We start from the raw sequence: 20,736 nt of genomic DNA on the forward strand, positions 1-20,736 counted from the left end.
TAGTCGGTAGGATTATGTGCAAATTACTTAATAATTGTTTTTTAACATCAATTTAATTGCGACAGATTCTTATGTATTTTTACAGTAATGAATCGTACTTCAAAAATTATTTCTATTAGTAATATAACAGTGCTTAAAGAGCAATTGTTATCGTGGTCTCAACAATTTGAAGAGGTCGTTTGGCTTGATAGTAATAGCTATGAACGTCAGAATTATCCCGAGTATGAAGCAATTCTTGCAGTAGATGCTTTTACAAGTTTAAAGACTGATTATCAAGGTGCTTTTGATCAGCTGGAGGAGTATCAAAGTACGATAAAGGATTGGATATTTGGCTATTTAAGTTATGACCTTAAGAATGACACAGAACGCTTAACCTCAAAAAATGATGATAAGCTAGATTTTGCAGACCTTCATTTTTTTCAACCTAAAAAGTTATTCTTACTTAAAGGAAACACACTCGAGATATTATATCTAGGGATGGTAGATGATGAGATAGATGAAGATTTTGAGGAAATAACCGCCACCAAACCTCCTGAAACCAAATCCCAAGCGCAGCCATTATCTATAAAACTTAAGATACACAAAGAGGCATACAAGGAAAAAGTGCGCAGCATGTTAGAACATATTTATAGGGGAGATATTTATGAGGCAAACTTATGTCAAGAGTTTTATGCAGCGGGAACTATTAATCCACTAGCTATTTATAAACGCCTTACTGCGATTAGTTCGCCACCATTTGGCACTTATCTCAAGCTTGAGGATCAGTTTTTACTTTCGGCTTCTCCAGAGCGATATATTAAGAAAATAGGGAGTAAGATTGTTACACAGCCCATAAAAGGAACTGCAAAACGAGGAGTGGATGAAAAGGAGGATACCGCTTTCGCGAAAGCGTTACAAGAAAACTCAAAAGAGCGCTCCGAAAATATCATGATTGTAGATTTGGTAAGAAATGACCTATCAAAAACTGCCCAAAAAGGATCTGTAATTGTAGAAGAGCTATGCGAAGTTTATCCTTTTAAGCAAGTGCACCAAATGATCTCTACGGTAACCTCGACGCTTAGTCTTGGTATTTCTCCGGTAGATGCGATTAGAAGTACCTTTCCAATGGGAAGTATGACCGGAGCACCAAAGTTGCGAGCGATGCAAATTATTGAGTCACTAGAAGAGTCAAAACGTGGCTTGTATAGTGGTGCTGTAGGTTATTTTACGCCAGATGGAGATTTTGATTTTAATGTAGTCATACGTAGTATTCTATACAATGCAGAAAATGAATATATCTCATACTCCGTAGGTGGAGCTATCACCGCAGGATCAGATCCAGATAGTGAGTATGAAGAATGCTTGCTTAAAGCAAAAGCGATGCGTGCAGTTTTAGAAGGAGATTTGTAAATTAGTGCTTTAAACGACTTATGGCAAATACATTAGAAAATATAAAACTCAAAGAAGAAAGCATATCCATTAACGATAAGCACATGGATAAATTATTGCTCTTTAGCAATCTATCTACTTCGCTGTTTCTTTTATTATATACTTACAAAAGCTTCAATATTACTGATGTTGATATGCTCACTATTATCACAGGATTGTTAGGTGGCCTACTTTTAGTGCTTAGTCTTTTAAGTATTTTTCGCAATTCATGGCAGAAAGAGATTGACCTTTCAGAGATTGACTATGTTCAAGATAAAACAGCTTTTACGGGACATAGATCTCTGATTTTAAGATTGAAGAATAAGAAAATAAAGAACTTGTACTTAGAGCCTGCTGATATCCCAGAAATGCTCAGACAATTAACACAACATAATATTCCAATTAATGCTAAGGGATAATTAAGTAACTAATTACCTTTGCATAATAGCGTGTTATTATAATAATGAAGAATATGATAAGCAATCCGTTTTCGCGAAAGCGTAATCATATTCAAAAACAACTAGCCTAAAGCCAAATTATGAGCGACGATAAAAAAATAATATTTACAATGTCTGGGGTTACAAAAACCTTTCCAGGCGCACAAACACCAGTACTTAAGAAAATCTATTTAAGCTTTTTTTACGGAGCAAAAATTGGAATCTTAGGTCTTAACGGTTCTGGTAAATCTACCTTGATGAAAATCATCGCAGGATTAGATACTAATTTTCAAGGAGACGTAACTTCAGACAAAGAATTTTCTGTAGGATACCTTGAGCAAGAGCCTCAACTTGATCCAGAAAAAACTGTACTTGAGATTGTAAAAGAAGGAGCTGCCGAAACGGTTGCTATTCTTGATGAGTACAATAAGATTAACGACTCTTTTGGACTAGAAGAAGTATACTCTGACGCCGATAAGATGGATAAACTCATGGCACGCCAGGCTGTCTTACAAGATGAGATAGATGCACGTGGAGCATGGGAACTAGATACAAAACTTGAGATAGCAATGGATGCACTACGTACGCCTCCTGCAGATCAAAAAGTGGGTGTACTTTCTGGTGGAGAAAAACGTCGCGTTGCTTTATGTAGATTATTATTACAAGAGCCAGATGTATTATTACTAGATGAGCCTACTAACCACCTTGATGCAGAGTCTGTACACTGGTTAGAGCACCACCTAGCACAATACAAAGGAACGGTGATTGCAGTAACGCACGACCGTTATTTCCTTGATAACGTAGCAGGATGGATTCTTGAGCTAGATAGGGGAGAAGGGATTCCTTGGAAAGGAAATTATTCTTCTTGGTTAGATCAGAAGTCTAAGCGTATGGCACAAGAAAGTAAAACAGCTTCAAAACGTCAAAAAACTTTAGAGCGTGAGCTTGACTGGGTACGTCAAGGAGCAAAAGGTCGCCAGACTAAACAAAAAGCTCGTCTACAGAACTATGATAAGATGATGAGTCAAGACCAGAAGCAAGTAGATGAGAAAGTAGAAATCTATATACCTAATGGGCCGCGTCTTGGTACAAATGTGATTGAAGCATCGGGAGTGAGTAAAGCTTTTGGTGATAAATTACTGTATGAAGACTTAAACTTCAACTTACCACAAGCTGGTATTGTAGGAGTGATAGGACCTAACGGAGCTGGTAAGACTACTATCTTTAAAATGATCATGGGGGAGGAAGCTCCAGATAAAGGAAACTTTACGGTAGGAGAGACTGCTCAAATCGCATATGTAGATCAGAGTCACAGTAACATAGATCCAGATAAAACCATCTGGCAAAACTTCTCAGACGAGCAAGAGCTTGTAATGATGGGAGGGAAGGAAGTAAATTCTAGAGCATATTTAAGTAGATTTAACTTCTCAGGAAGTGAGCAAAATAAGAAAGTAGCAACACTATCTGGAGGTGAGCGTAACCGCTTACACCTTGCAATGACACTAAGAGAAGAAGGAAACGTACTGCTACTGGATGAGCCTACAAACGACCTTGATGTAAATACATTGAGAGCGCTAGAAGAAGGACTAGAAAACTTTGCAGGCTGTGCCGTAGTAATTAGTCACGACCGTTGGTTCTTAGACCGTATCTGTACACACATTCTTGCTTTTGAAGGAGATAGCCAAGTGTATTTCTTTGAAGGAGGATTCTCTGAGTATGAGGAGAATAAGAAAAAGAGATTAGGTGGAGATCTCATGCCTAAGCGTATCAAGTATAAAAAACTAGTGAGATCATAAGTACTCGCAGTTAGCAACAAAAAAGCCCAATACTCGAAGGAGTATTGGGCTTTTTTATTTTAATTAGGTAGTTATTTTAGGTTCTTATAGAAAGAAGAAAAATAACGCACATAATGAGAGAACAATCACTGAAACAATAAGGATAGGTTTGTTTTTTATTTCTACTTGCATCTTGAAATAATGTTAGTTATAAAATATAGATGCAAAACTATATAAAAGGTTGCGTGTGAGAATATTAATTTTCTGTAAGAGTAATCTTAACTTAACGTTTCTTGTAGTGTCTTATTGTGATTTTTAACATCCCGCTTTCGCGAAAGCATAAAAAACACATCTCATTAATAAGAGTTACGCTAGCAATTAATCAATGAGACTCCCGAAGAAGATTGCGTTTAAGAATAGCTTATTGGTTCCATACCAGCTTCCTCTAAAGTTAGGATTATCTGCAAACATTACAACACGTCCTCGTCCTTTAGGAGAGACCACAATAGATGCGCTCTTTTTCATAAAGTCATTGAGGTTTTTATCAGAAATGTAACCATCAATATGAGGCGTAGCCGAATATTGTGCAACGGTGTTATACTCGTTCTTGCTAGGTTGTAACCAGACATTGTTATTTTTATATACAGGTAGTTGCTTGTAGCGATAACCAAATGCTAGCGGATGAGTAAGATCTAGGTCTACTTCAAAAATAGCTCCACCTAGACGCTCCTTTCCACGATTAGGTCTTTGATTAACGTAAGGCTCTCTTTTAATAGTTTTTGTAGAATCTTTCTTGACTTCATTAGTTAGCGTTCCTGATGCTATTTTTGACTTGATAGCCCAGCTGCTAGCGGTTCCAGAAGTAATCAACGTATTTCCTTGTGTAACCCATGAAGTAAGATTTTCTTGAAATCGCTTTGATAAATCCCCGTAGCTTCCAGATACTATTACTAATGTGTTGTACTTGCTCAAATCTACTCTGTTAAGGTTATTACTCATCACTTTTGTAATAGGCATATGGACACGTGTGTCAAGTAAATGCCATATCTCACCAGCTTCATATGAGCTTGTACCATCTCCTATAATCATAAGCGCTTTAGGAGTATCTACTTTTTGAAAATTCTGACTACCTAAGTCGATTCCTTTAATACTAAAGCCAGTGTTTGCCGCATAGATAGGTACTTGAAATTGCTGTTGTCCAGCTGTTACGATGCGATATACCTCGTCTGCAGATTTTTCTTGACGGCTTACAGGCAGCATAAGCGTTCCGTAGTTGAAGTCATGATTACCGCTTGTTGTTTTTGCTGTAAAAGGTTTGAACGCAGTCGCCACTGTTAGACCTTCACGCTGCAAGTAGGCAAGCAGAGCAGGCGCATTATAATCATCATAATCGATGAGGTATGCGTAATTTGTTTGTGTCACCGCTTTAACTTGAGTGAGATTATCTGTTGAGGTTACTTCTTTACCTAAAGACGGCGTGCTATTCAATCCCTTGTAACGCATATTATAGAAGTTACCCACAGACCATGCACTTGCGTCATAATAGACACTATCTCTATAAGTTTTATAGGTTTCAAAGAAGGACTGCACCATTCTTTTTTGTGCTTGTTGTGTAGGTACTACATAACGTCCATCGCCTTTGTCATATAACTTAATACGATGCTTAAGGAGTTTGTCTATAAAAGCCTTCGTTCTGTTTGCATCATAAGGATCTCCAAACTCATAAGCGGCTGCTTGATCTGTTTTTGCTTTCGCGAAAGCGGACTTGAAAAAATCTTGCTGGTACTTACGTAAAGTACCTTTATTCTCTACAGCAGCCTTTACAGTTGCCATTCCAGAGGTATACTGATTTCTTATAGTGAAGGGAAAACTTATGGTGCCAAAATCTGTGTCCTGCAAATGCCCGCGACTGCTCGCTTGTTCAAAAAGTAGCGCCAGTGCTCCTTGTAAATCTGGATATGATGATCCATAACCAGGATAGGTGCCGTCAAAAGATTCCTTTGTAAAATAAAAACTACCTATCTCATCAAGCGCACTTGAAAAGTAAGGAGCAAAAAGGTTATTGAGGTCTTCATAGTTTTCCTTTGGCATAATAGGATCCATACTCCCAATAGGCAGCATAGGCTCAAAAAAGTGACTGCTGTTTGTGCCCATCTCGTGAAAATCTGTAACTACATTTGGGTACCACTCGTGATACCAATCTAGTTTGCCACGGCTTTCCGGATTTATAGCAAGTAGCCAGTCACGGTTTAGGTCAAACCAATAATGATTAGTTCTTCCTCGTGGCCACATTTCTGTATGCTCTGCGTCTATATTATCAGAAACTAGTGGTGAGCCTTTATAACTATTTGCCCACTGTGTGTGGCGATCACGACCATCTGGGTTTATGGTAGGGTCTATAAATATGATGCTGTTATTTCTATATTTTTCGATTTCTGGATGCTGTGAGGCAACGAGCGTGTATGCAGTAAGTAACGCCGCTTCAGAGCTGGATGGCTCATTACCATGTACATTATAACCTAGCTGTATAAACACGGGTACGTCATTATAGTTTGACACTTTCTGATTAGTATCTACAAATGCGAGGTGTTGTTTTTTTAGGGTAGGTAAGTTCTCTTGATTATTTACGTTTGAGATGGTAAGTATCACAAGTTTTCTGTTCTCGTGTGTTCTTCCGTACTCACTTATCGTTGCTCTAGGCGATAACTCGGCTAGTTTTTCAAAATAGGAGACTATCTGATCGTGGCGTGTGTGTTGCTCACCTATTTCATAACCAAGATATTGTGCCGGAGACGGTATTGCAGCGTCAAAAGGTGCGTACTTTCCTGTAAAGTACTCTTGAGCGTGTAGTTGAGGTGATAACGCTTTCGCGAAAGCGAATACTAAAACACTTACAATTAGAATTTTATATTTCATTTGGCTTGAATTTTCTTTTCTAAAAATACAGAAATAAATTTTGCATAATCGGTACCTGAAAAATATTGTTTTTGTGCTACCTTTATTTGTGCACGGTTTTTGATACCTGCTAGACTCATCAAAAAAACGCTATGCGGTACTTTTACATATTCTTGTTTATTTCATCACTTGCAGTTGCCCAATCTGAACCTATAAAAGGAGTGGTTATCCCACAGGTGACTTTTGATAATGCCACAAATGATTATTCATTGTTTTTACCAGCAAATTATAAGGAAACAGCTACCTATCCTGTAGTTGTGATTTATGATGAACTAGGGCGAGGAGCTAGTGCGGTACAGCAGTTTTCTATAGGTGCAGGATTAACAGAGAGTATTGTAGCTAGTCCTAACTACAGGTTAAATGATACCCTTTCTGTAGCTATTGATCAAAGTAAAGAATTTATAGAAAAGCTCTCTCAAACGTATGCTGTAAATAAGGATAAAATTATCTTATCTGGATACGGGAGGGATGGTCTTATTGTTACAGCACAAGCACAAGCGGATACATCGATTTATGGCGTCATCGCAATAGGAAATGCATTTATAGATAAAAAAAGCTTGCGTAGTAATGAGAATCTTAAAATAGCATTGCTCTCTCCAGATGAAGGTAGTCAGTATTACAAGTTGAGGTCTTACAGCCGTAATTATGGACTGAGAAAGAATCTTGTAAGTTATCACACTTATGATGGTGTAGACTGGCCTAGTGCAGGCTACATTGCAGAAGCACTGACTGCTATTTTAATAGATGAAACTACGAGTGATGAGAAACTTCAATCTTATTACAACAGTGATCTTGCCTTCGGTAAAACAATGTACCGAAAGCAAGAAGGTCTGGATGCTTTTGATTTTGTATCCACACTTAAAGACAAATATAAAAAGCGACTTGACATCGACGAGCAAAAAGAGCTTTTAAGTAACATCAAGCGACTTAAGAATTATAGATCAGATCGCGATATATATGCTATGTTCAGCTATGGAGAAGACCTAATGGCAGAGGAGTTTCAATATAATATCCGAGAGGATATGAATAATAGTTACTTTAATAACTTAGGGTGGTGGAGTTACCAGATGGACGAACTTGATATCCAAATTGACAGTACAGATAATGCAATGATAAAACGTAAGTCGGCTATGCGTTTAAAGAGATTTGTACAATCTGAGGTTGAATTACAGTATAAAATTTTACAGCGTAAGGATACTAAAATCGAGCAATTGCTATTTGCAAACGTATTGAGATCACTTGTAAATCCAAATAATCAGGATGCATTTATTCAATCAATATCCTTAAGTGCAAGAGAAGGTGACGTAAACGCTACGTTGTTTTATCTCGAAGAACTTCTTAAAACTGGATATACAGATTATGAGGCATTGTATAGCATTCCATACACGACCGCAGCTCGCATAAGCAATGAATGGAATGAAATTATAAAAGCATACTTAGGGAAGTCTAAGTATTACTAGCGTTTTGAGCTTCTCTTAGAGCCGTTATTATAGATGAAGCATTGCTAGTGCTTATAAAAAACTCATTCATTTTATTTTTAGTTTTAATATGAAGATTACCTCCGGTATGAGTGTTATATAAAGTTCCTTCAGGGGTAAACCTTATGCCTATACCCCAGTACCAAGGTATCTTTACACCTCTCGCAGTAGTAATATCTAGCTCATTAATGGCAATCTTTTTATAAAGTAGCCCTATTCCAAAACTAGCGATGGCATACTGATTTGTAATGATGATTTCTAGCTTGTAAAATAATATGAGAATAACAATAAAAAGAAGGCAGCAAGCAATTAGCGTATAGGGAATGGTATCATTATTAATCAATTGCTTGATAATAAAATAGGTCATAAGTGCAATTGAGATTGCACATATAATCACAATTAGATGAAATGGCTGGGTCTCTTTGTAGCATATTTTTTTCATGATTGATAATGCTTGTTATTTGTAATATTCAAAATTACTGATTTTAAAACATTAACCATAATATGGGTAGCTAGTAGTAGTATTTTATATTAATAATTGATTTACAGCGTTGTGACATGCATTTTGTCACATGTTGTATTTGGCTCGATTTTTGGCTGTTCATTATTATGTTGACAACTAAGTTTTAGTTTTAAAGCAGTACTCTTAAGTATTATTACATTTATATAAAGTGTAATTCAAAAATGTCGTTTATGGATTTTGGACAAGAAGGAAATAGTATATCGCTTACGCGCTTTGAGTCTATGTTAAAGACTAATGACGTGATTTTCTTTGATGCTGAGGAATTTGAGGATATTGCAAATCATTATATTGAAAGTGGTAAGATTGCGCTTGCGCGAAAAGCTGTCAAGTTAGGTCTAGACCAGCATCCTACATCTTCAAATTTGAGACTCTTTAAAGCCGAACTCTTCATTTTTGAAAATAAATTTGACAAAGCAGATGCTATCCTTACAGAGCTTCACTTGCTAGATCCTCATAACGAAGAAGTTTATATTCAAAAAGCAAATATTTACAGTAAGCAGGATGACCATGAAAAGGCAATCAACCTTCTTGAACAAGCAATAGATCTTACAGACGACCCTGCAGATGTATATTCTCTTATAGGGATGGAATATTTATTTCTAGAAGACTTTCAGAATGCAAAGCTTAACTTCATGAAGTGCCTTGAGGTAGATGATCAAGATTATAGCGCGTTATATAATGTGATTTACTGTTTTGATTTTCTAGAGGAACACGAAGGAGCGATAGATTATTTAAATATGTTTTTAGATAATAATCCGTATTGTGAAGTAGCTTGGCATCAAATAGGGAAGCAATACTTTGGACTTAAAAATTACGAGAAGGCATTATCATCTTATGAGTTTGCAATCATTAGTGATGATCGATTTGTAGGTGCTTATCTTGAAAAAGGAAAAGTGCTAGAAAAGCTAGGTCGTTACAATGAAGCGCTCGAAAATTATCAAATTACTTTAGAGCTAGAAGATCCTACCTCATTTGCGTTACTACGTATGGGTAAATGCTATGATAAGCTAGGAAGCGATGAGCTTGCAATTAAGCATTTTGAACGTTGTGTACATGAAGATCCATTACTAGATAATGGGTGGATGGCAATTACAGATTTTTATCAAAAGAGACTAGATTATCAAAAGGCTTTGTTTTTTATAAATAAAGCAATAAATATTGATAGTGATAATGTGTTATACTGGAAACGCTATGCTACCATAAATCATAAGCTTAAATTTCTAGAAGCAGCAGAGGAAGGATATCGTCGCACCTTAGAACTTGGTAATTATGAGCTTGAAACTTGGTTACAGAGAAGTGATATTCTTGTGCAATTAGGAGAGCCAGACGCCTCTATTACAAATCTCACGCAGGCAATGGAATTCTATCCTGAAAGTGCAGAGATTGCTTTTAGACTCGCAGGACTTAACTATAGCAATGGTAATGATATCCAAGGACGTTATTTTTTAATTAACGGTTTAAAGATAGAACCGGAATTCTCAATTATTTTAGGCGAACTATTCCCATATGCTGCAAGTAAAAAAGAAGTGCTTGAACTAGTACAGCAATACTTAGGTTAATACTATTCTAAAATCTTGATTAAATGTAGGTGCTTATTGTGAAAGCTAGTATTTTAGCTTGACGCGAAAAATAAAAACCTATGCCTAAACCATCAGCTTCCTATTTACTTGTAATTTTAAAAGGTATGGCCATGGGAGCGGCAGATGTTGTTCCAGGAGTATCTGGAGGAACCATCGCATTTATATCTGGAATCTATCAAGAGCTTATTGAAACGATTGATAAGTTAGATTTTGGTGTTCTTAAAGTGTGGAAGAAGGAAGGAGTCAAGGCGGCTATCGAGCAGTATAATCTTAAATTCCTAGGAAGCCTTTTTCTTGGGGTTGCCATCAGTATCTTATCTCTAGCACGTGTTTTTAAATATTTATTAGAAGTGTATCCTATAATGGTATGGTCATTCTTTTTTGGCTTAGTACTCGCTAGTATTTTATACATAGGTAAACAAATCACTAAGTGGAATCCCACAGTAATTATAGCACTAATTTTAGGTGTAGCTGTAGCTTATTTTATTACCATTGCCGCACCATCTGAAGCGCCAAATGTATGGTGGTTTTATTTCCTTTCTGGTTGTATAGCAATTATAGCAATGATACTTCCTGGAGTTTCTGGTTCATTTATATTAGTGCTGTTAGGTTCGTATGGAATGGTTTTAGGAACTATTACAGATGCTCAAGATGCATTGTTAGCAAAAGATTGGGCATTACTGCGCGCTGCGATATTTAAAATATTTCTTTTTGGGATGGGCTGTATTGTTGGACTCAAGTTATTTTCAAAAGTTCTCAAATGGATGTTTGAACACAAAAAGCAAATCACGCTAGCCGTACTCACTGGCTTCATGATTGGTTCGCTCAATAAAATCTGGCCTTGGAAGGAAGTGCTATCTACTCGAATAGATAGGCATGGAGAAGAAGTTCCTGTAGAGGCTGTAAGTATTTTACCATCTTCTTTTGATGGTGATCCTCAAGTGTTATACGCGGTGGTGTTTGCCGTAATTGGATTTGCACTAATCTTATTACTAGAAAGAGCTGCGGTTAAAAAAAATGTATATGCAGACTGAGACTAGATCACTTTCTGATAAAGTCTGGCTAGTTCTCAAAGGGCTGGCTATGGGTGCCGCAAATAAGGTACCTGGAGTTTCTGGAGGTGTAGTCGCATATGTAGCAGGTTTCTATGAAGAGTTTATTTACTCACTTCAAAAAGTTAATGGAAAAGCATTGAAATTGCTTTTTAGTGGTAGGTTCAATAGTTTTTGGAGGTATATAAATGGAAAGTTTTTAGGGCTACTTATACTTGGTATGCTTATCAGCTATTTTAGCGTGTCGCTACTATTAGATATTGCCATTCGTAATTATCCTTTACTCGTTTGGAGTGCTTTTTTTGGGATGATTATAGGTTCCATTTACTATATCGCAAAGGATTTTGAAGAGTGGACTAGGCGGAACATCGTGATGCTTATCTCGGGGATTATATTTGGTGTTGCTATAAGCCTCATGGAACCAGCCCAAGAAAATGACAACCTATTTTTTGTATTTATATGTGGTATTATTGGAGTTTCTGGGATGACATTGCCAGGGCTTTCAGGCTCGTTTATCCTTATACTTCTAGGTAATTATGTGCTGCTCCTTGTAGATGCTGTAAATGCATTATTCGTGACGATGACTAGCGTTTTTGGTGGTGATTTCACTTTTATAGATGATCCAGAACACATGAGATTACTTACGGTGCTTGTTGTGTTTTCATTAGGCTCACTTACAGGTCTCGTGACTTTATCTCACTTTTTAAGTTTCTTACTCAAGAAATTTAGATGGGCAACTAATGCAGCGATTTTAGGCTTTATTATAGGCTCTCTTGGCGTAGTCTGGCCGTGGAAGCTTGAAGTGTTTAAAAGGGACTCCTTAGGGGAGATAGCGATAGACAGAAACGGCAGCCCCATATTAGATAATTATGATCGCTACATGCCTACAGATATTAATATAGAAAATGTGCTCGCGGTATTTTTTATCCTCACCGGTATTTTTATGGTCGTGGCATTAGGAAAATATGGAACAAGAACAAAAGCTCGTGGATAAATACGGACTCATAGGAAAAGATATAGGATACTCGTTTTCTAGAGGGTATTTTAAAAATAAATTTGACAAGCTTGAGATAGCGGCAACATATGTGAATTTTGATGTTCCCGAGAAAGAAGCCTTAAAAGATCTTTTTTCTCCCGCTTACGCGAAAGGTTATAATGTAACTATCCCTTATAAACAAGATGTAATACCCTTAGTAGATAATCTCAATTCAGATGCCGAAGCTATTGGAGCTGTAAACACCATAAGAGTTGAAAGTGATGGAACATTAACTGGTTATAATACGGATTTTATTGGTTTTAGAGATACCTTATTGGAGCACTTTGGAGACTCTCTTTTTGAAGATTTTGGCAAGCCAAACTTTAAAAGTAGAGATTTAAAATGCCTTATTTTAGGAACAGGAGGAGCATCAAAGGCGGTCCACTATGCAATGAAACAACTAGGTGTTCAATGTGTTTTTGTTTCGCGAAAGCGTAAAGAATCAACAATAACCTACGAAGATCTAGATAGAGAACTCATCGAGAGCCAGACCTTTATAGTGAATACAACTCCGCTAGGTACTTATCCAGATGTAGAGGAATCCCCAGATATTCCGTATTTATTTTTAAATGAAACCCATGTCGCATTTGATTTGATTTATAATCCGGCAGAGTCTTCTTTTTTGCGCTTTGCAAGTGAGCAAGGAGCGACAATTATAAATGGTTTGCGCATGCTTGAACTACAAGCAGAAGCCTCATGGTCAATATGGAACAGCTAGAAAGCTGCATTATGCCCATATGTGCCCGCTAAATAGTATATTTACCTATATTCAAATAGAACCCTAACATTGAAAGAAATGTCTGAAGAGAAGAAACCCCAAGATCCAAGTATTGAAGAGCATCTAGAAGAAACGGCTCCTGCCGCAGATCGCACGATGAATGCAGAAATAGAAGCGCTCGCTGCCGAGGCAAACGATACTGAGCTATCTACAGAGGAAGTGAGTGAAAACGCTGCTGCCACAACAGAAGCAGCACCTGCAGAAACTACAGCAGTTACTGAGGAAGCGCCTGTAGAAAAAAAGGAAGTGCCAAAAAAAGATTATACCGTTCTTTCAAAAGAGGAGTTAATTGCAGAGCTGCAATTACTCATCAAAAATGAAAGAGTTACAGATATAAAAGATCAGGTAGAAGAAATTAATACTTTGATTAATGCTCAGTTTGACGCAGCGCAAGAGGAGGCTAAACGAGCATTTCTTGCCGAAGGTGGAAATATCATTGATTTTAGATTTTTCTCTCCACTCAAAAAAGAATTTAATGAGGTGTATTACGAGTACCGTAATAAACGTCAGGAGTTTTATGAGCGTAAGCGTAAAGATCAAAATGCAAACCTTAGAGAACGTCAGGACCTAATAGAAGAGGTAAAGGCATTGCGCAATGAACTAGGAGGTGCAGAGAGTGTAAACACTACGTTCAATAAATTTAAGGATATCCAAGAACGCTGGAATAATGCAGGTAACATCCCAAGAGATCGTTACAATCTTGTGTGGAACGATTACTACTTCCATATTGATGCATTTTATGAGTTATTGCACTTAAATCGTGATTTCCGCGATAAGCACTTTAAAGAAAATCTAGATAAGAAATTACTGCTTATAGAAAGAGCAGAGGAGTTAGGAGCAGAGCCTAACATCAATAAAGCTTTTAAAGAATTACAATTACTTCACCGCATGTGGAAAGAGGAGATAGGTCCTGTTGCACGTGAGTATAGTGATGAGATCTGGGACAAATTTAGTGTTGCAACAAAGAAGATACATGATGCACGCGATGAAAAACAGAAGGAAGTGGAGGCTGTATGGGTTCAAAATCTAGAACAGAAAAATGAAATCATTGCTAAGATAAAAGAGGTAGCTCAAGATGATATCAAGGCACACAAAACAGTACAAGCCAAAATCAAGAAAGTAGAGGCTTTACGTGATGAATTCTTTAAAGCTGGTAAAGTTCCTAAAGAAAATAACGAGGAGACATGGGCATCTTTTAAGGAGGCTACAAAATTATTCAACCACAAGAAGAATGATTTTTATAAGTCTCAAAAGAAAGAACAATACGATAACCTTGCGAAGAAACAAACACTTGTAAAAATAGCACAAGAGCACAAGGATAGTGACGATATTCCTGGAACGCTAGATGTAATGAAACGCATCCAAGCAGACTGGAAAAAAGTAGGTCACGTACCACGTAAGGATAGCGATAAGATCTGGAAAGAATTTAAAGAGGCGTGTAATCACTTCTTTGATCGCATGAAGGATTCTAAGAAGCAAGCAAATGCTGGCGAGCAAGAAAACCTAGAGAAGAAGCAGGCTTTAATGAAGACTGTAAAAGAAGCTAAGATGACTGGTGAGCGAGATGCAGATCTCACAGCAATCAAGGCTTTTATAGAAGATTGGAAAGCTATAGGTCGTGTTCCTTATGCAAAGAAGAATATCGACCAAGACTTTAATAAACTTCTCGATGGTCTTTTCAAGCAACTTGATATAGATAAGAAAGAAGCAGAGCTCATCAAATATGAGAACCGTATGAGTATTATGGTTGATGATGAAGCAGCTATTGAGAGAGAGCGTTTCTTTATCCGTAAGAAGATAGATGAGGTAAAAGCAGAGATTAATCAATTAGAGAATAACTTAGGCTTTTTCCAGCATGTAGCAGATGATAACCCTATGGTTGCAGAGGTTCACAAGAACATTGCACGTCATAAGGAAGATTTAAATATGTGGAAATCTAAGTTACGTAAACTCAGAATGGCAATCACAGAAAGCCAGAAAGTAGAGGAGGAAGAAACGACCGAAACTGAAGAAGCTGAAGATACATCAGATTCATAATTGTAACATTTTGAGCATAGTGTCGTCTTTATAGTATCAATCAATCTTTAAAAATCGACATTATGAAAACTCAAGTACACACAACACAGTTACAGAATCCTAGGCAAGGAAGAAATTTAATTTTAGGGGTATATGTAATATTCTCCACATTCTTAATAGCTTCTTACACGCTAGTACAGTATTTCTCTATGTAGAGTAAATGAAAAAAAACACAACTTGCGTTGTGTTTTTTTTTTGCGCATAACTCAACGTCTTGCAATACCTATAAACCACAAAATCCGCTCCCAGTTATGGAAGCGGATTTTGCTTTTTCATAGCAGATTTTGTCTATGTTACTTAAACTAAGTATAAAGACACTATATATGTCGGTTGTTTATAAGAGACCTTACAAAAATGTATCTTTGAGTATAAAATAAATTATTATGATGCGCATTCTATTATTTCTCTTTGTGGTTACTGCAACAACCTTAAGCTGTGATGGTCAGAAAAAGAAGGAATCACCTTCTAACACGATTACAACAAACTATTACTTTATTCGTCACGCAGAAAAAGATTTGAGTGATCCTAGTAATCGTAATCCAGATTTAACCATAGAAGGAGAAGAGAGAGCAGAGCGCTGGAAAGCTTATTTCTCAGATAAGGATATCGATGCTGTATACTCGACAGACTATATACGTACGATGCGCACTGCACAACCTACAGCCGTGGCAAATAATGTTGAGATACAATCCTATAACCCAGCGGATTTATATTCAGAAGATTTTAAAATGGACACTGCAGGTAAAAACATTGTAGTAGTAGGTCATAGCAATACCACTCCTAATTTTGCAAATGCCGCATTAGGTGAGAACTCTTTTAAAGATATTGATGAGTCTGAGTATTTCCATCTTTACCACGTACAACTTGTTGTAAATGATGAAACGGGAGAGATAATTGATAAAAAAAACATCTCAACGGTAGTAGACTAGCAGTTTTTAGGACAAATACTTACAGTGATATTCTCAAGCTCAATCTTACTTAAAAGATTGAGCTTGTTGTTTTCAAAGAGATTATCAAGCGTGGTAAGCGCAGGAAATTGCTCTTCTGGTTTATAATTGCGATAATCTACAAAGCGTATTCCTTCTATAATACGTTCATTGTAAGCTTCTCTAAAACGAGTCCCACCTTCAGAAGTTTGATAATTATAAGCAAGATAATTTACGTTGTAATTCTCTTTGTGAATCCAATACATATACTCATCTTGAAAATCTTCGCCACCGCCTTCTTGTGCAAATGCTACTTTTATACGGTAGTAAGGTTCGCCTTTTACGGCAACTTCATCCACTAGTTTTTTTCTAACTGCAGGGTCATTTAAGCCATATGGAAGAACAGAAAAGTAATGAACAGAGTTTACACTATTTGCATAGCGATTTTTCATGCTATCTGCTACTGGGATAGGTGCGCTTTCGCGAAAGCGTACAAATTCTCCATTCTCCTTTATAACATCCTGTTGCATCTGGCATGCTGCATCCGTACAACGCTCTAAGGTGCGCAAACTACCATTACGCGTGGCTCTGTAGTAATAATTTCTAAATTTGAAATGAATACTTGCATTTGCAATTTGAGCCCCACCAGAAGCTGCTATGGCCTTATCTACAATCTCTTGTGCAGTAGGTGTTTTTTGAGAACAGCTTGTGATAATTAGTAATACAATAATCGCCGAAAGATATCGAAACATATGAGGGGTTTTCTGAGAGGTGTGGTCGTTAGAAATAATTACTTCTTACAATGGTTTGTGTTAAGGCTACAAAAATACAATCTCTTTGTTGTTAAAAATAAGCTTAGTAGTCAAGAGATGATTTTTTTGATTTGAAGATTAATTTCAGGTTAGATTTCTTTTCAACTTTGTACCTTTGATATCATGTCGAATACGGTTAACATAAAGAATAGAAGGGCGCGCTTTGAGTATGAATTACTCGATAAGCTCGTTGCTGGAATCGTACTTGCGGGTACAGAGATTAAAGCAATACGAGAAGGTAAAGCCTCTATCGCAGAGAGTTTTTGTGAGTTTAATGATCACGGAGAAATGTTTGTGATCAATATGACGGTACAAGAATATTCTCATGCTACTTATTTTAACCACCAGCCTAAGAATCAACGTAAATTATTACTCAACAAACGCGAACTCAAAAAATGGGAACGTGAGGTAAATAAATCAGGTCTTACTATTGTACCACTACGATTATTTACAAACGAGAAAGGATTTGCAAAGCTTGAAATTGCACTTGCAAAAGGAAAGAAAACGTACGACAAACGAGAAACTATAAAAGATCGCGATAACAAGAAAAACTTAGATCGCATCAAGAAGTCTTTTAATAATTAAAACTCATTTTCCCAGTTTAACATTTTGTTAGGCAACTATTTATAAATTTATAACGTCTTTTATAGAGTACTATACTCTATGCGTTTAAGATTACTACTACTTTTATCATTTATCACCTTCCAAGTTGTTGCACAGTTCCCTATGTCTATGCAAGGACAGGTTACTCTTGAAGATAAAGTTCTAGAGTCTGCTCACGTGACTAATCTCAACTCACAGGGAAGTACCACTACAGATAATAACGGAATATTCTGGCTACAAGTAGATGTGGGTGATGTATTACTTGTATCCCATGTTTCGGCCAAAGAGAAATTTGTTATCATACACAAGCAGCTTGCAAATGAACCTTTGTTATCTATTTCATTAGAAGAACAAAGAAATGAGCTAGATGAAGTGATCATAAAGGAACAGCCAGATATCACAGTACAGAGCGTAGGAATTGTACAAGGAGAACAAAAAATCCCAACCACAAATGAGCGCAGGTTACGTACAGCAGGAGACTTTAAACCTATTCATTTGCTTAGTTTATTAGGAGGTAGCTTACAAGTAGACCCTATAATTAATGCCATCACTGGGCGAACTAAAAGGCTCAAACGTTATGTGGAGATCGATAAGAAAATTGCTGTTTATGAGAGTCTATATGAATATCACGCCTATTTTATAAAAGATCGGTTTGAGATAGATGAAACAGAGGTTAAGCGATTTTTTAATGAGCTAGTAGATCACCCAGAGATTACAGCATTACTTAAGAAAGATAATGAAGACCAGATTCGTATATGGCTTTGTGCTCAGTATCTTATCTTTAGTAATTCATAACATTACTTTCTAAGACAATCACATGCGGACAAATTTTTTCTTGGTTATCATCATACTTTTTTCCTTTGCAACCACTGCTCAGATTACGGGTACTGTAGCAAGTAGAGAAGGTGAGGCACTTCCTTTTGTAAATGTGTTTATAGAAAATACTAATCGCGGTACTACCACAAATGGTGATGGGCAATATGCTCTAGAATTACTGGCGAAAGATCAAGGAGAAACATTAAATGTCACCTTTCAGTTTCTTGGGTTTGCTACTGTGGTAAAGGAAGTGAAGGTAAATTCTGGAGAAATGACAGTTTCTATTGTGATGGAAGAATCTTCTACATCCCTAGATGAAGTAATCGTGCAAGCTGGAGTAAATCCAGCAGATCGCATTATACAAGGAGCAATAGCCTCAAGAAAAAAGAATCTACAGAATATAGGTGAATATACAGCATCCTTTTACTCCAGAGGACTGTGGAAGGTAAAAGATGCTCCAGATAAAATTTTAGGGCAAGAAGTAGGAGACTTGGGAGGAGGCTTAGATTCTACACGCACAGGAATTTTTTATTTAAGTGAGACCATTTCAAATATTAAATACCAGCGCCCAGATAATTTTAGTGAGGTGATTGTAGCTAGCAAAGTAAGTGGTGATGATAATGGTTTTAGCTTTAATACTGCGAGCGATGCAAATTTCTCTTTCTATGAAAATACCTTAAATCTCAACACGCAGATAATTTCTCCTATCGCCAGCAATGCATTTTCTTATTACAAGTATGCGCTTGAAGGAACATTTTTTGAAAATGATCAACTCATCAATAAAATAACTGTAACGCCACGCCGAGATAATGATCGTGTTTTTGCGGGAACTATTTACATTGTAGAAGACTCTTGGCAACTTTATGGAGTCGATTTACAAACAGATGGAAGCGCAATACAAGTACCATTTATAGAAAATTTGAACTTTAAGCAGAATTTCAAATATGAGGAATCTCTTAGTCAGTGGGTGAAAATCTCACAAGTCATTGACTTTAGCTTTGGTTTTTTAGGACTTAAAGGTGATGGTAGATTTACAGCAGCTTATTCTGATTATGATTTTGCTCCTCAGTTTACGAAAGACTCTTTTTCGGCAGAGATTTTGTCTTTTGCAGACCAAGCAAATAAAAAAGATAGTGTGTTCTGGGAGCGCAGTCGTCCCGTGCCTTTAACGTCACTTGAAATAAATGATTATGTAAAGAAAGATAGTATACAGGTTATAAGAAAATCAAAGAAGTACTTAGATTCTATAGATGACCGAGGCAATCGATTTAAGATTACTTCGCCCATCTTTGGATATTCTTATACAGATACCTATAATAAATGGAGGTTAGGGATTACACCACCTATTCAGAATATTCAGTTTAATACCATCCAAGGTTGGAATGGAACTATGCAGGCAACTTATTCTAGTTGGAGTGATGAAGATTATAGTAAATCTCTTTCCGCTTTCGCGAAAGCGAACTATGGATTCTCAGAAAATCGCTTGCGTTACACTTTAGGAGTTACTAGACGTTTTAATCGAACTAATAGAGCTACTATAAGTGCCACTGGAGGAGTTGACATTTTACAAGTAAATAATGCAAATCCAATATCGCCTATTTTAAATACAGCATACTCACTACTTAGGGAACAAAATTTTGCTAAGTACTATGAAAAGGAATTTGCACAACTCTACTATGGACAAGAAATAGTGAATGGCTTGCAAGCAAATGCAATCATTGCTTACGAGCACCGTAATCCTGTTTTTAACACTACCGATCAAACATTCTTCCCGAAAGATGATCGTGAGTATACAAGTAACAATCCGCTTAATCCTTTTGATACTGAAAATGGTGCTTTTGAAGAGCACTCCATCGGTAAGTTGCTTCTAAGTGCAACGGCAAATTTCGGTCAGAAATACTACAGCTATCCTAACGGAAAATTTAATGTCACCTCAGAAAAGTATCCATCGCTTACGTTGGTATATGAAAAGGGTTTCGGAGCTTCCGTTTCAGATTATAATTTTGATCAATTTCGTCTTATAGTTGAACAAGAATTTAATATAAGTAATAAAGGAAGAATGTCTTATGACTTACGCGCGGGAACTTTTTTAGGTACTGCAAAAAGTGTGAGCTTCATAGATAGACAACATTTTAACGGGAACCGTTCTATAATTTTTGAGCCATTACGTCTCAATCGCTTTAATGTATTGCCTTATTATGAACGTAGTACGAACCAAGGATATATAGAAGGACATGTTGAGCATAATTTTAGAGGATGGATACTAGGGAAGATCCCACTAGTAAATAAATTAAACTTTAATCTTATTGCAGGTGCACACGTACTTAGCACAAATGAAAGTCCATTCTACAGAGAGTTCACCGTAGGAATAGGAAATGTAGGTTGGGGTAAATTTAGACTATTGCGTTTTGACTATGTGTATGGTCAAGGAGCGCTTGGAGGTAATGATGGTGCTTTTTTAATAGGATTGAGCTTGTAAATA

18 protein-coding genes are annotated in these 20,736 nt (G+C 36.8%); 14 read left to right on the top strand and 4 right to left on the bottom strand.

Annotated elements, in window-relative coordinates; all coding sequences use genetic code 11:
- Positions 1 to 87 precede the first annotated feature (87 nt).
- The 3 genes from pabB to ettA all read left to right on the top strand — a co-directional run bounded on the left by pabB (position 88) and on the right by ettA (position 3,640).
- Complete coding sequence (gene pabB, locus DCS32_RS11080) at positions 88 to 1,389, top strand: aminodeoxychorismate synthase component I (protein ID WP_108878316.1); 1,302 nt, start codon at positions 88 to 90, stop codon at positions 1,387 to 1,389.
- A 20-nt stretch (positions 1,390 to 1,409) separates the two neighbouring features.
- The gene (locus DCS32_RS11085) at positions 1,410 to 1,826 is read left to right on the top strand and encodes a hypothetical protein (RefSeq protein WP_108878317.1); all 417 of its coding nucleotides are present in this window, start codon (positions 1,410 to 1,412) and stop codon (positions 1,824 to 1,826) included.
- Between the two features lie 119 nt (positions 1,827 to 1,945).
- The gene (gene ettA / locus DCS32_RS11090) at positions 1,946 to 3,640 is read left to right on the top strand and encodes an energy-dependent translational throttle protein EttA (RefSeq protein WP_108878318.1); all 1,695 of its coding nucleotides are present in this window, start codon (positions 1,946 to 1,948) and stop codon (positions 3,638 to 3,640) included.
- A gap of 357 nt (positions 3,641 to 3,997) precedes the next feature.
- On the opposite strand, the gene DCS32_RS11095 is transcribed toward ettA, so the two are convergent.
- Positions 3,998 to 6,535 (bottom strand): M14 family zinc carboxypeptidase, encoded by a 2,538-nt coding sequence (locus DCS32_RS11095; protein WP_108878319.1) that lies wholly within the window; start codon positions 6,533 to 6,535, stop codon positions 3,998 to 4,000.
- Positions 6,532 to 6,654, bottom strand: coding sequence for a hypothetical protein (locus DCS32_RS16285; RefSeq protein ID WP_262497436.1), 123 nt, complete (start codon positions 6,652 to 6,654; stop codon positions 6,532 to 6,534). Before DCS32_RS16285 ends, DCS32_RS11095 begins: the two co-directional genes overlap by 4 nt.
- Before the next feature lie 12 nt (positions 6,655 to 6,666).
- Between DCS32_RS16285 and DCS32_RS11100 the strand changes: the two genes are divergently transcribed.
- Complete coding sequence (locus DCS32_RS11100) at positions 6,667 to 8,034, top strand: hypothetical protein (protein ID WP_162533639.1); 1,368 nt, start codon at positions 6,667 to 6,669, stop codon at positions 8,032 to 8,034.
- On the opposite strand, the gene DCS32_RS11105 is transcribed toward DCS32_RS11100, so the two are convergent.
- Positions 8,021 to 8,494 carry a hypothetical protein gene (locus DCS32_RS11105; protein ID WP_108878321.1) on the bottom strand — a complete coding sequence of 158 codons (474 nt, stop codon included), beginning with the start codon at positions 8,492 to 8,494 and terminating at the stop codon, positions 8,021 to 8,023. The genes DCS32_RS11100 and DCS32_RS11105 overlap by 14 nt on opposite strands.
- 251 nt (positions 8,495 to 8,745) lie before the next feature.
- Here DCS32_RS11105 and DCS32_RS11110 point away from each other — a divergent pair, with 251 nt between their 5' ends.
- From DCS32_RS11110 to DCS32_RS11135, 7 genes are all read left to right on the top strand, one after another.
- Entirely contained in the window at positions 8,746 to 10,134 is a 1,389-nt protein-coding gene (locus DCS32_RS11110) for a tetratricopeptide repeat protein (protein WP_108878322.1), read from the top strand.
- A gap of 80 nt (positions 10,135 to 10,214) precedes the next feature.
- Positions 10,215 to 11,189 carry a DUF368 domain-containing protein gene (locus DCS32_RS11115; protein ID WP_108878323.1) on the top strand — a complete coding sequence of 325 codons (975 nt, stop codon included), beginning with the start codon at positions 10,215 to 10,217 and terminating at the stop codon, positions 11,187 to 11,189.
- Complete coding sequence (locus DCS32_RS11120) at positions 11,179 to 12,201, top strand: DUF368 domain-containing protein (protein WP_108878324.1); 1,023 nt, start codon at positions 11,179 to 11,181, stop codon at positions 12,199 to 12,201. Before DCS32_RS11115 ends, DCS32_RS11120 begins: the two co-directional genes overlap by 11 nt.
- Positions 12,173 to 12,961: a shikimate dehydrogenase family protein gene (locus tag DCS32_RS11125; protein WP_108878325.1), complete on the top strand. Its 789-nt coding sequence runs from the start codon at positions 12,173 to 12,175 to the stop codon at positions 12,959 to 12,961. The genes DCS32_RS11120 and DCS32_RS11125 overlap by 29 nt, the downstream gene beginning before the upstream one ends.
- Positions 12,962 to 13,039: 78 nt before the next feature.
- Positions 13,040 to 15,058: a DUF349 domain-containing protein gene (locus tag DCS32_RS11130; RefSeq protein WP_108878326.1), complete on the top strand. Its 2,019-nt coding sequence runs from the start codon at positions 13,040 to 13,042 to the stop codon at positions 15,056 to 15,058.
- A gap of 62 nt (positions 15,059 to 15,120) precedes the next feature.
- Positions 15,121 to 15,252, top strand: a complete 132-nt coding sequence (locus DCS32_RS16290) for a hypothetical protein (RefSeq protein ID WP_262497437.1) — start codon at positions 15,121 to 15,123, stop codon at positions 15,250 to 15,252.
- 228 nt (positions 15,253 to 15,480) lie between these two features.
- On the top strand, positions 15,481 to 16,026 hold the full coding sequence (locus DCS32_RS11135) for a SixA phosphatase family protein (protein ID WP_108878327.1): 546 nt from the start codon (positions 15,481 to 15,483) through the stop codon (positions 16,024 to 16,026).
- Here the strand turns inward: DCS32_RS11135 and DCS32_RS11140 are convergent.
- A complete protein-coding gene (locus DCS32_RS11140) occupies positions 16,023 to 16,775 on the bottom strand; it encodes a DUF6503 family protein (protein ID WP_108878328.1) in 753 nt (250 codons plus the stop codon). The genes DCS32_RS11135 and DCS32_RS11140 overlap by 4 nt on opposite strands.
- A gap of 183 nt (positions 16,776 to 16,958) precedes the next feature.
- Here DCS32_RS11140 and smpB point away from each other — a divergent pair, with 183 nt between their 5' ends.
- From smpB to DCS32_RS11155, 3 genes are all read left to right on the top strand, one after another.
- Positions 16,959 to 17,420, top strand: a complete 462-nt coding sequence (gene smpB, locus DCS32_RS11145; RefSeq protein ID WP_013749716.1) for an SsrA-binding protein SmpB — start codon at positions 16,959 to 16,961, stop codon at positions 17,418 to 17,420.
- Positions 17,421 to 17,498: 78 nt separating this feature from the next.
- The gene (locus tag DCS32_RS11150) at positions 17,499 to 18,233 is read left to right on the top strand and encodes a hypothetical protein (RefSeq protein WP_108878329.1); all 735 of its coding nucleotides are present in this window, start codon (positions 17,499 to 17,501) and stop codon (positions 18,231 to 18,233) included.
- Between the two features lie 22 nt (positions 18,234 to 18,255).
- On the top strand, positions 18,256 to 20,733 hold the full coding sequence (locus DCS32_RS11155) for a DUF5686 and carboxypeptidase regulatory-like domain-containing protein (RefSeq protein WP_108878330.1): 2,478 nt from the start codon (positions 18,256 to 18,258) through the stop codon (positions 20,731 to 20,733).
- Positions 20,734 to 20,736 lie beyond the last annotated feature (3 nt).

The organism is Dokdonia sp. Dokd-P16, from assembly GCF_003095655.1.
Classification (GTDB): domain Bacteria; phylum Bacteroidota; class Bacteroidia; order Flavobacteriales; family Flavobacteriaceae; genus Dokdonia.

Coding starts and splice junctions, on each gene's coding strand:
- DCS32_RS16285 (WP_262497436.1), bottom strand. CDS start 6,654: ATGAGTCTAGCAGGTATCAAAAACCGTGCACAAATAAAGGTAGCACAA.
- DCS32_RS11155 (WP_108878330.1), top strand. CDS start 18,256: ATGCGGACAAATTTTTTCTTGGTTATCATCATACTTTTTTCCTTTGCA.
- smpB (WP_013749716.1), top strand. CDS start 16,959: ATGTCGAATACGGTTAACATAAAGAATAGAAGGGCGCGCTTTGAGTAT.
- ettA (WP_108878318.1), top strand. CDS start 1,946: ATGAGCGACGATAAAAAAATAATATTTACAATGTCTGGGGTTACAAAA.
- DCS32_RS11150 (WP_108878329.1), top strand. CDS start 17,499: ATGCGTTTAAGATTACTACTACTTTTATCATTTATCACCTTCCAAGTT.
- DCS32_RS11095 (WP_108878319.1), bottom strand. CDS start 6,535: ATGAAATATAAAATTCTAATTGTAAGTGTTTTAGTATTCGCTTTCGCG.
- DCS32_RS11135 (WP_108878327.1), top strand. CDS start 15,481: ATGATGCGCATTCTATTATTTCTCTTTGTGGTTACTGCAACAACCTTA.
- DCS32_RS11105 (WP_108878321.1), bottom strand. CDS start 8,494: ATGAAAAAAATATGCTACAAAGAGACCCAGCCATTTCATCTAATTGTG.
- DCS32_RS11130 (WP_108878326.1), top strand. CDS start 13,040: ATGTCTGAAGAGAAGAAACCCCAAGATCCAAGTATTGAAGAGCATCTA.
- DCS32_RS11085 (WP_108878317.1), top strand. CDS start 1,410: ATGGCAAATACATTAGAAAATATAAAACTCAAAGAAGAAAGCATATCC.
- DCS32_RS11125 (WP_108878325.1), top strand. CDS start 12,173: ATGGAACAAGAACAAAAGCTCGTGGATAAATACGGACTCATAGGAAAA.
- pabB (WP_108878316.1), top strand. CDS start 88: ATGAATCGTACTTCAAAAATTATTTCTATTAGTAATATAACAGTGCTT.
- DCS32_RS11120 (WP_108878324.1), top strand. CDS start 11,179: ATGCAGACTGAGACTAGATCACTTTCTGATAAAGTCTGGCTAGTTCTC.
- DCS32_RS11115 (WP_108878323.1), top strand. CDS start 10,215: ATGCCTAAACCATCAGCTTCCTATTTACTTGTAATTTTAAAAGGTATG.
- DCS32_RS11140 (WP_108878328.1), bottom strand. CDS start 16,775: ATGTTTCGATATCTTTCGGCGATTATTGTATTACTAATTATCACAAGC.
- DCS32_RS11100 (WP_162533639.1), top strand. CDS start 6,667: ATGCGGTACTTTTACATATTCTTGTTTATTTCATCACTTGCAGTTGCC.
- DCS32_RS16290 (WP_262497437.1), top strand. CDS start 15,121: ATGAAAACTCAAGTACACACAACACAGTTACAGAATCCTAGGCAAGGA.
- DCS32_RS11110 (WP_108878322.1), top strand. CDS start 8,746: ATGGATTTTGGACAAGAAGGAAATAGTATATCGCTTACGCGCTTTGAG.